Raw genomic sequence first — 10,947 nt, 5'->3', positions numbered from 1 at the left:
GTTTTCTACATATTATATTAATTACGTGTATTACTTAAGGCTGCCAATTCAGCTTCAGCACCACTATTGGCAATCACAGCTGCACCTTCACCAACTAGAGTTTCTAAAGGTATCCCTGTAGCTTGTTCAAGAGCAGCAATGCTTACATTGTATTTATACAATGCTTGAACGTAGTTGTTACGAGCTGTAGTCAATGTAGTTTCTGCATCAAGTACATCAAGATTAGTACCTACACCAGCACGATAACGTAATGTAGCAATGCGGAAATTTTCTTGACCTTGTGTTACTGCCGTTTGTGTACTTGCAATAGTTTGCTCAGCAGAACGCAAATTTAAATACGCTTGTTGTACTGCAAGATTCACGGAATCAACAGCAGCTAAGTTAGCTTCTTTCGCTTTTTCTAAATTTGCTTCGGCTTGTTTAATTGCATTTTGAGTAGCGCCACCATCCCAAATACTCCAAGATGCACCAGCGCCAATACTCCAAGATTTGTTGTCACTACCAATATAGCCATCTGTATCAGCATAGCCACGACCTGCAGAAACAGATACGGTTGGTAAATACCCATATTTTGCAGATTTAACAGATTCTTCTGCAGCTTCTACTTGCATAGCGGATTGTATTAATGCAGAACGGTGTAACATAGCATATGCTTTTGCTTGTTCTAATGTAACATTGTACGGTCTGTATTGTAAGTTTTGTTCCGCTGTAGTAATCACTGTTTGCACCGGATAGCCGATAACATTGTTCAAATTAGCTTCAGAAAGATTAGCTGTATTTTGACGTTCTACCAATGTAGTTTGAGATTCTGCTAAATTAGTATTTGCTGCCAATACATCAGAATTTGCTACTAAACCAACATTATATTGTGCATTTACATTATCAACATGACCTTGGTAGTCACGAACAGCTTGATTTGCTACTTCTACTAAATTACGATTCATAATCAAAGTATAGTAACCATTAATAGCATCATATTTCGCTTGTTGAAGAGCTTCTTCGTAAGCAGCACCAGCACCTTCACGAGAATAACGAGCAGAATCAATGGATGCATCTAGTTGAGGGCTAAATACAGGTGCCGATAGTTTGAAACTATGACTTCCATTTTTACCATTACCCGTATCTCCACCACTACGCGTACCGCTCCAACTATATGTAAAGGACGGATTTTTCCCAGCCGCCACTTGACTTACATTAGCTTTGCTTGCCTCATAACTCCACATAGATTGCTTTGCAGTTCTATTATTTGCTAATGCTAAAGCTACGGTATTCGCTTCATTTAATGCAATAGACGATTCATAGGTTTTAGCACCTTGAGCTGCTTTTTGAGCTAATTGTTTTTGCGTCAATTGAACTGCTTCTTTTTGATATTTTGATAATTTGGCACTGTTATTCACAGATGTAGACACAACGTCTGTCGCAAAAGCGCCTGTTGTAGCCATAGAGAGAATAATAGCTAAGGAAAGGGCTTTCTTATTCATGAGTTTACCTCCACATAAAGTGTTTAAAATACTTGTTTAATACCAAAGTAGGTGCCTCCATTAGATGAACCAAAAGGTCTCGTCATTTGTACTACACCATACGTGTCTTTATTTATTCGTATATCAGAACGCAATCGGTATTTACGATGATTTAAATCATACATAACAGCAGATAGTGAAAAAGACCCACGTGGATTATAGTCAATTCCCACCCCTAGCTTATTTTCAAAAATACCGCCACGGACTAACCATTTGGATGCGATGAATTTACCACCATTTAAATCAAAATCAGATCCATCACCTAAATTAGAAACTCCAATTTCTCCCATACCTTTATCTGTAAATAAACGTACACGACCATTTACGCGCAATTCATTCTCATTAGTATTATAAAGTAAATCCATAGAAGGTTCTACTTTAAGGGAAGACTTTTTTTCAGAATCTTCTCCTATTTCGCCTTCTACGTTTCCTGATTCACTATGATAAGCCTTACCGCCCATCAATTTATTAACACGTGCAGAAATCTGCGCCGTATTATGCAATGTTTCTTTTAAATTGTCTTGTGCTTTTGGATCTGTTACAGTTCCTTCCATAGTACGTGCCATATTATCTACTCGTTCTGTGGTTTGTTTAATATTTGTTAAAATAGCACGCATATCTTCACCAGCATTACCATCTGCATTAAACTGTTGCGCCGCTGCATTTAATTGCGCTGTCACATCAGCCATATTTTGTGTAATAGCCACTGCATTATCTGCCATAGTAGCCGTAGATTGCAATGAATATTTTAGTGCACTTTGCGTTTGAGGGTCACCGATAATATTATTGATAGATTGCAACATTTGCTCTGTTCCAGCCATCAGCTTTTGCGCGCTGTGCATAGCTTTATCCATCGCATCTGCGCCTTCACCTTTAACAGCATCGCCGTCATGCAAATACACTTTAGAACTACCTGGTGAAATTTGAATAAATTTATCGCCTAAAAAACCATCAGAACCTAGTGTAAATTGAGAGTCAATTGGAATTTTAGTATTATCATCGACTTTCATACTCACCACAACACCTGTAGATGTAATTTCAATATCTGATACAGTACCGATAGCTACACCAGAAAATTTAACTTGGTTCCCATTTTTCAAACCATTTACTTGTTCAAAATCACCTGTAATAGTCATTTGTGGTTTCCCGAAAACATCTACTTTTCCCACAAATAAAATACCTACAATAAATAATACTATACCAATTATTGTGAAAGCCCCTACTTTGGCTTCCGTTGTCCACTTCATTATATGTCTCCCCTTGTTACTATATCGATAGCTTCTGCTTCACCATTTATAAATTGTTGTACCTTTGGATGTGAAGAATGCTTAAACTCTTCCGCTGTTGAGATTTCAACAAATCGTCCTTTATCGAGTAAAGCGATTCGATCGGCTACATAAAATGCGGACTGCATATCATGCGTAACCACTACAGATGTACAACCTAATCGTTCTTGCATACCTCTAATGAGCATACTAATGGTACCAGACGTAATCGGGTCAAGACCAGATGAAGGTTCATCATATAATATCAGCGTAGGATCTAATGCAATAGCTCTTGCCAAACTAACACGCTTTTTCATGCCTCCAGATAATTCATTGGGCATATAAGATTCATAACCACTAAGGCCTACCCACCCCAAGCGTTCACTCACAATATCAAAGATTTCCGTCTCTGATTTTTGTGTATGTTGTCGTAAACCAAAAGCTACATTCTCCCCTACATTCATAGAGTCAAATAATGCAGAGTATTGAAATACCATCCCCATCTTTTGGCGCACCTTATTAAATTCTTCTTCAGAAATAGTAGTAATATCTATGCCATCTACTATAATCTGACCAGATGTAGGTCGTTGTAAGCCAATAAGCAAACGCAAGAGTGTACTTTTACCACTACCACTACCACCTAAAACAACTAATGTTTCGCCATCAGCTATAGTAAGATTGATAGAGTCTAAAATCACTCGAGAATCATAGGCCACAACTACATCATGTAATTCTATCATATATGCCTCGCGTAAAGATTTTTAATAAAGCAAAGAAGATAAGAAGTAATTCAATACAAATACTAAGATAATGCTAGTTACAACAGAACTAGTAGTGGAAAAACCAACTGCTTCTGCACCCATTTTAGTTTGCATCCCTTTATAGGCACCAACCAAAGCAATGACTGCACCAAAAACGCTAGATTTCACTAAACCTAATGTAAAATCAGAAATAGTAGAAAACATTTGTATGGAATCTAAATAAGTAGTAGGTGCTAATCCTTTAATTGATGTGGCTACAAAATAGCCACCTCCAATGCCAATCACAACACCATAAAAGGCAAGGATAGGGACCATAAGCATACAAGCTACTACACGAGGTACAACTAAATAAGCAATCGGATTCACGGCCATAACGCGGAGTGCATCAATTTGCTCAGTTACCTTCATCGTACCAATCTCTGCAGTAATAGCAGCACCAACACGACCAGCCAAGACGACTCCAACAAGAATAGGTCCTAATTCACGTCCCATAGCCACTGCCATCAACCCACCTACAGTGCTTTGTGCACCGTATTTAATAAGAACATCTGTAATCTGCAAGGTCATAACGCCACCAGCAAATAGTAATGTTAAGCTAATAATTGGCAGCGAATCTACCCCAAGATGTGCCATTTGTTGCAATACATGCCAAATATTTAGCATTCTTAATTGTTTTATAGTTTGCCAAATCAGAAGCATAGCCGTTCCCACTTGAGATAGGCCATTGATTACTTTACGACCTAGCACTTCAAATACGTTCACCGTGCTCCTCCTTACTTAGCTACATCTTGTTTATTTTTGCTACCCGATACTTTTTCACTATCTTTTGAATGCTCTAGTTTTTCTAATTCTAATTTATGTTCCATTTTCGCCTTAGCTTTCGCTTCTTTTTCACGTTTTTCTAACACTTTATCTCGCTTACGTGGATCCATAACTTGAATTGTAAATTGCCCATCACCTTGTACAATATATTCTGTATCAACTGCAGTTTTTTCCTTTTTCTTATCATCATCTTTACCATCGCCAATATCATCAGTAGATTTCTTTTTCTTAATCCCCTCTGGTGATGGTTTCTCTTCTACATCTCGTAGTTTTGCTTTTTTTACAGCTTTTGTAGATGATTCTTCATTAACTAAGCTAATACCATCTTCTAAGAATTCAACAACAATTTGATTATTCGTATCTGTTTTTTGCAATTCATCAAACAAATCGTCAAAATCTTTATATACTTTTAATCGACGTATTACTTCATCAGTAAGATTGTATTTCTGTTTTTCCAGTACATATGGCAAAGGAATTTCTCCACCACCACGAACTTCTAATGTATAGGTCCCAAGAGGTTTATCTTTAGGAACAGTAAAGAAAATTTCCTTAACGATTTTATCGCCACGATATGGTTCAAGAACGACATCGATAACAATGGTATCTCCTGGTGAAACAATAGTAGAAGATGCAGTGGCATCAATGAGCTTAGCTGTTTTCTTATCTTGTGTTACCTTTGTTTTCACCTGAATATCAGTAATTTCATAATCAATAAAACGATTATTCATCAACACGTCAATAACATTATAGAACTCATCAACTGTTTTTTCACTAATAGAATCAGAGCTATAGAACATATTCGTTCTAGTTAATGATTTTAAATTTTTATTTCTAGGCGTAATAGTATAACTAATAGTAGCTGTACCAGAACCACTACGATCCAATGTTTTATTAAGCATATTATATAAAGACGTAGCCGCTAATGTAGGGGTCATCTCCTTATCTTCAATAACTTTCACATTAGAGACTGTATCTCGCCCCATATCTAAATCAATTAGATTAAATCGCATTGGAATGCCACTAGAAATAACACCAGATACACCAGCAATACCAGCACCACGATCTTCTGTTACGGTCCCGATTTCACTACCCATAGATCCTAATTTAAAAGCTGATTCATAACTTTTAACTACGGTAAAAATATTGGCATTATGCATAAAATAATTAGCTGAACCATGTTTTAAAAATGGATGTCCAAAAGCTACTATTTGATTACCATCTACATAAGTAACAGTACCAATAGCACCAAGTTTTAAATCACCATCTACTAAGAGAGCTGCTACAGAACCACCATCTACAAGTGGTTTAGCTATATCATCACCACTAGAGGAAGCCGTATCATAGGTTTCATAATTATATTGTGGTAATTTAGATTTAAAGTAATCCATCGATGTTCTATCAAAACCATAAGCCATCAATGGTGTTTTCATAGGGATTAATTGTTGGTCAGACCATATGTTAGTCAGATTTTTTTCATACGGAATATTCCATAGTTTCACCATATCTTCGATAGGTGTAATCATACCAATAGTACCATCTGCAAAACCCCAACCATAAGCTACAGCACCAACTAACTTACCATTGATATATACAGGGCTACCACTCATACCATGTGCAATACCACCAGTCTGTTCCATTACAGGGCCTGAGAATTTTGCCAATATCAAATGACCCGAAGGACCTTTATCCTTCATAACACCTAATACCTTTACATCAAAAGCAGAAATGGTATCTCCCACAATTACTGTTTTTGCTATACCTTCCATACCGGTCTCAACATCACTAACAGACATAAAATCTACAGCCTGCACCGATGTTAGAGCACTACAGAAGAAAAGCGCCAGTATCGTTTTTCTATACCGACGCCAAGAATGAGTAAACTTCATTCCTATCTCCTTTATTTGCTTTCCACTGTGACAACGACTTGGTCACGAGAAACGTCAGATCCTACTGTAACATTCACTGCAGATACAGTACCAGTTACAGTAGATTTAGCTGCCGCCATTGGACCTGCTAAGGTTTCTACAGTTACTAATGTCTGTCCCTCTGTAACAGGCGCACCAACATTAACAACAGAAGCTACTTTACCTGTTAATACACTTTGATATGATACAGGGGCCGCCATTGCAGAAGTAATGCCTATTGCTGTTAATGCAACTAAGGCTAACATTGTTTTTTTCATAACGCTCCCTCCTTTTTTAATTAGATACATAAGTGTATTATACTAAATTTAAATGTTTTTCTCAAACAAAATTGCACACAACTTTTATTTGATAAGCAATATATTTTTATATTCTGTGTATTGATTGTCAGTTTTATGAATATAATCTCGATTAACTGTTATATCAACACCACCTTGGTTAGATAACTCAAATCCATTAATAGCCCCCATAGAAGATAGTAATGCTGCACCCTCCTCTAAGGTAACCCCCACCGATGTAGGTAATGCTTTGTCAACAACAGCAACCACTAACTTTTCATCCTTCGTAGTACCTATTAACGAACGACTTTCATTTAGCGAATGGCTAGGACCTACATAATGCCCCTGCTTCAACACCAATGTTCCTCCCTCAAACAAGGATCCCCCATCAGTATCAATTTTAGCTAACTCTGGTCTCGTTTCTAGTACAACAGGGGTACCTACTTTCAAAGTTTTTAATGCTTTAATCGCTTCGCCATGTGCAGAAAGGACATATCCCCCCTCAGTTATGGGCGAATTCCCTTTTGATAGATTTACCACTTTCCCAGACTTAACAGTCACTTCATAACCATATTGATTGGTATTGGTAGAGGAACCATACTGATTTGTATACAATGTTAACGTATTGTTACGACGCGGTTCATTAACAGCAGAAATCAACAATGTATCGTTACCAGCTTTTGCTTGTAACAAAGGTCGCTTCTCTTCTACAAAATAACCTCTACTAGGCGTATATCGCAACACCCCAGTAGATTGTATTTTATCAACATCCGCTTCACCTGTTTTGCTCACTGCATATGGTTTATCAAAATTAGCATTTACCGTCTTTAACCCAACTGCCGCTACATGAGATTGACCAATTTGAGACAATGCTATACCTTGTGTAGAATTGATAATTTTCATAGGCGATTCATTACTAACCACCATAGATAACGCCTGAATGATACCTTCTGCACAGTACTTTTAATTTTTGATATTTGTATAGAGTCGTTAATGTTTCGAGTCGTCTTTTGACTATAATCAGAAAACATATCCACCACAAGACGTTCTGGTTTAGATAAAGTAAAAGCATGATAATTAATATCTTGATTACCTATCAATTTAACTTGTAATCCACCGTTAATTGTGGTAAACCCAATACCTTTTAGCACTCCCTTTTGATTGGTATCCCTATCTATGGATTGATTAACTTTATTATTTGTATTCGCTAAATTCAAGGTTACCGTATTAGTCGTATCATTATAAGATTTAGTCCAAGACAGTGGCAATTCTGTCAAGTCTAATACAATACGGCTCGTGCCATCATAGTTAGATATCCGAACAGCTGTTAAATCACCTGCGAAAGCTGTATTCCCTAAAATAGTGGTTGCTAATACTGCTAACAGAGTTCGACGAATCATAAAGGCTCCTTTCTCTATTGTAACGTTGCATTATTATTGCAAATCTTCTAATGTATCACGAAGAGACGCCATTTCATCCAAAGCTTTAGCCACCCCTTTTATAACTGCATACCGAGGATTTTCCACTACATATGCCGCAATGCCAACAGAGCGAGTAATCACTCGGTCTAAACCGTCAATTAATACACCGCCACCCGTTAGAATAATACCATGATCACTAATAGAAGCTACTAACTCTGGAGGTGTTTTTTCTAATATTCCCTTAACCCCCTCCAGAATACTCATCACTTGTGATTCTAAGGCACGTTGAATTTCCAGAGACGTAAGGCTTACGGTCTTAGGCAGTCCTGATATAACATCACGACCGCGAATATCCACTATTTCCTCTTGAGAACGTCTGTCTACAGTGCCTATGGAAACCTTTATCTCCTCAGCCGTTAAGGGCCCAATAACTAATTTCTTTTTTCTTCGTACATAACGAATGATAGAGTCTGTAAAAGTGCCCCCACCAATACGAATAGATTCACTCACTACAACACCGGTATCAGATAGAACTGCAATATCTGTAGTTCCACCACCAATATCAACTACCATAGCCCCAACTTGTTCTGCTTCATTTAAATTAGTTCCCATCGCAGCAGCTAAAGGCTCTTCTATGAGTACGGTTTTTTTAGCCCCAGTACGAAGAAGAGCTTCTAAAATAGCACGCTTTTCAACAGGTGTAATCCCTGATGGTACACATACGACAATACGTGTTTTCATAAGCCGAGACGCAGGTACTACAGAGCGAATAAAATATTTCAGCATAAACTCGGTCATATCGTAATCAGCAATAACTCCAGCCTGCACAGGATGAATCACAGAGATACCTCTCGGCGTACGACCAATCATACGACGTGCTTCTTCACCAACTGCAAGTACATCACCAGTATGAGTCTCTTTTGCTACACATGAAGGTTCATCAAGGACAAGCCCTTTTCCTTTCGCATAAATCAATACATTGGCGGTACCTAAATCAATGCCCAAATCAAATGTCAATAATCGGCCAATCTTTGCGACTGCTTCACCTACATTAACAGGCGACACTATTCGCTTCAATGTCATAGCCGGTGTCGTTTTTGCAATAGGCTCCATTCGTTTTTCTTGCCGTTCTTTACGACGCATAGCAGTAACCTTAACGGAGGCACTACGAGTCGTACGATTTTTTACAAGTTCTTTTAGTTTACTATCAATACGACTCAATACAGGTTGTGATGCAATCTGTTGATTAATTCTCTTTTTACGCCGAATAATACGACGCGAGTTAGCCTGTGAATTTATTGTGGCATTACGGCCATGAAGGGCGTCCACATCAGAGTGTACACTACCAGCACCTTCTATATAACTGGAAGCATCCTCACTCCCACTATTATTCGCCAATCTATTTATGCGACTTGAAGCCGGCACTTGTTTACGCCGGCTTCGTTTCAATGTATTCTGTTTTTGGTTCCTATTCTTATTCGTCAACCCGAACAATATCGGCACCTAACCTTTTCAATTTACCCACTAAATCATCATAACCACGGTCAATGTGATGTAACCGACCAATTTTCGTAGTACCTTCTGCAGCAAGACCTGCACAAACAAGGGCTGCACCAGCTCGTAAATCTGTAGCGTTTACCTCAGCACCATGCAATGTCGGCATTCCTTCAACGATAGCTTTACGATTATCGATATCAATATGAGCCCCCATTTTACGAAGTTCCGCAACATGCATAAAACGATTTTCAAACACCGTTTCCGTTACAGTACTCGTACCTTCTGCAATGGTTGTAAAAGCCATAAATTGTGCTTGCATATCAGTTGGAAAACCTGGATATGGTAGTGTTTTAATATCTACAGCTTTCAATCCTTTACCAGAACTAATAACGCGAATACCATCAATATCTTCTTCTACAGTTACTCCTGCTTCTTTCAATTTCGCTACCACTGGTTTTAAATGCTCAGGCAATGCGTTTTCTACAAACACATCACCACCAGCCATAGCCGCTGCAATAAGATATGTACCAGCTTCAATACGATCAGGAATTACTGTGTGAATGGCACCATGCAAAGATGGTACACCTTCGATGCGAATTACATTTGTACCAGCACCTCGAATATTAGCCCCCATAGCATTCAAAAATGTTGCTAAATCAACAATTTCAGGTTCTTCTGCAGCATTTTCGATAATCGTTTTACCTTCAGCCATAGACGCAGCCATAATTACGTTTTCAGTAGCCCCTACACTTGGGAAATCGAGGTAAATTTGGGTGCCTTTTAAACCATTTGGCGCTTCAGCACACACATAATCTTCGGTTACTTCAATCTTAGCGCCCAGTGCCTCAAAGGCTTTTAAATGTAAATCAATAGGACGTGCGCCAATAGCACAACCACCAGGCATATAAATTTTAGCAGCCCCTTTACGAGCCAATAATGGTCCCATTACGAGGAAGGATGCACGCATTTTTCGAACTAATTCACTTGGTGCTTCTGTAGCAGTTAACATGGATGCGTCAAAGATAATCTCCCCATCAGCATCATTACGAGTGATTTTTACACCTAATGATTCAATAACTTGGGAAATAGTACCTACGTCTTCCAAATTAGGAATGTCCAATAACTTACTTGGTGTCGACGCCAATAGTGTAGCCGCAATAATCGGAAGGACCGCATTTTTAGCACTACTTACACGAATTCGCCCTTCAAGTCGATTACCACCTTTTATGATTAGCTTTTCCAAAAGAATTCCTCCTACACATCTTATAGTTAGCAGCCAAAGCTGTATATGTCATACTGTTATATACTAAATCTTATTATACTATTTTTACATAGTTCTCATCAAGTAAAATCCCCTAAGATTAATGGATAGTCTTAGGGGATTTTTACGGAGTTCATATACAATTATATAATGCTTAAACTACTGACCTTATAGTCTCAATAAAGTATCTTTATCATTGA

Annotated in this window: 10 protein-coding genes; all 10 read right to left on the bottom strand. The window is 38.1% G+C overall.

Translation table 11 applies throughout. The features are described 5' to 3' along the window. Positions 1-17: 17 nt before the first annotated feature. The 10 genes from EO120_RS04935 to murA all read right to left on the bottom strand — a co-directional run bounded on the left by EO120_RS04935 (position 18) and on the right by murA (position 10,729). Positions 18-1,481, bottom strand: a complete 1,464-nt coding sequence (locus tag EO120_RS04935; protein WP_127134367.1) for a TolC family protein — start codon at positions 1,479-1,481, stop codon at positions 18-20. 23 nt (positions 1,482-1,504) lie between these two features. Then, the gene (locus EO120_RS04930) at positions 1,505-2,767 is read right to left on the bottom strand and encodes an MlaD family protein (protein WP_127134366.1); all 1,263 of its coding nucleotides are present in this window, start codon (positions 2,765-2,767) and stop codon (positions 1,505-1,507) included. Further along, positions 2,767-3,525 carry an ABC transporter ATP-binding protein gene (locus EO120_RS04925; protein WP_127134365.1) on the bottom strand — a complete coding sequence of 253 codons (759 nt, stop codon included), beginning with the start codon at positions 3,523-3,525 and terminating at the stop codon, positions 2,767-2,769. The genes EO120_RS04930 and EO120_RS04925 overlap by 1 nt, the downstream gene beginning before the upstream one ends. Positions 3,526-3,546: 21 nt before the next feature. Further along, positions 3,547-4,308, bottom strand: coding sequence for an MlaE family ABC transporter permease (locus EO120_RS04920; protein ID WP_127134364.1), 762 nt, complete (start codon positions 4,306-4,308; stop codon positions 3,547-3,549). 11 nt (positions 4,309-4,319) lie between these two features. Next, complete coding sequence (locus tag EO120_RS04915) at positions 4,320-6,254, bottom strand: SpoIVB peptidase S55 domain-containing protein (RefSeq protein WP_127134363.1); 1,935 nt, start codon at positions 6,252-6,254, stop codon at positions 4,320-4,322. A gap of 11 nt (positions 6,255-6,265) precedes the next feature. Next, complete coding sequence (locus EO120_RS04910; protein WP_127134362.1) at positions 6,266-6,550, bottom strand: biotin/lipoyl-containing protein; 285 nt, start codon at positions 6,548-6,550, stop codon at positions 6,266-6,268. 84 nt (positions 6,551-6,634) lie between these two features. Further along, entirely contained in the window at positions 6,635-7,495 is an 861-nt protein-coding gene (locus tag EO120_RS09310) for a phosphodiester glycosidase family protein (protein ID WP_241234890.1), read from the bottom strand. Beyond that, complete coding sequence (locus tag EO120_RS09305) at positions 7,468-7,968, bottom strand: AMIN domain-containing protein (protein ID WP_241234889.1); 501 nt, start codon at positions 7,966-7,968, stop codon at positions 7,468-7,470. The genes EO120_RS09310 and EO120_RS09305 overlap by 28 nt, the downstream gene beginning before the upstream one ends. Before the next feature lie 33 nt (positions 7,969-8,001). Next, complete coding sequence (gene mreB / locus EO120_RS04900) at positions 8,002-9,132, bottom strand: rod shape-determining protein (protein WP_420906950.1); 1,131 nt, start codon at positions 9,130-9,132, stop codon at positions 8,002-8,004. 331 nt (positions 9,133-9,463) lie between these two features. After that, positions 9,464-10,729: a UDP-N-acetylglucosamine 1-carboxyvinyltransferase gene (gene murA, locus EO120_RS04895; RefSeq protein WP_127134361.1), complete on the bottom strand. Its 1,266-nt coding sequence runs from the start codon at positions 10,727-10,729 to the stop codon at positions 9,464-9,466. Positions 10,730-10,947 lie beyond the last annotated feature (218 nt).

The organism is Veillonella caviae (assembly GCF_003992125.1).
Taxonomy (GTDB): Bacteria; Bacillota; Negativicutes; order Veillonellales; family Veillonellaceae; genus Veillonella; species Veillonella caviae.
The sequence above is the reverse complement of the archived record's forward strand: the minus strand, read 5'-3'. Positions and strand labels throughout refer to the sequence as shown.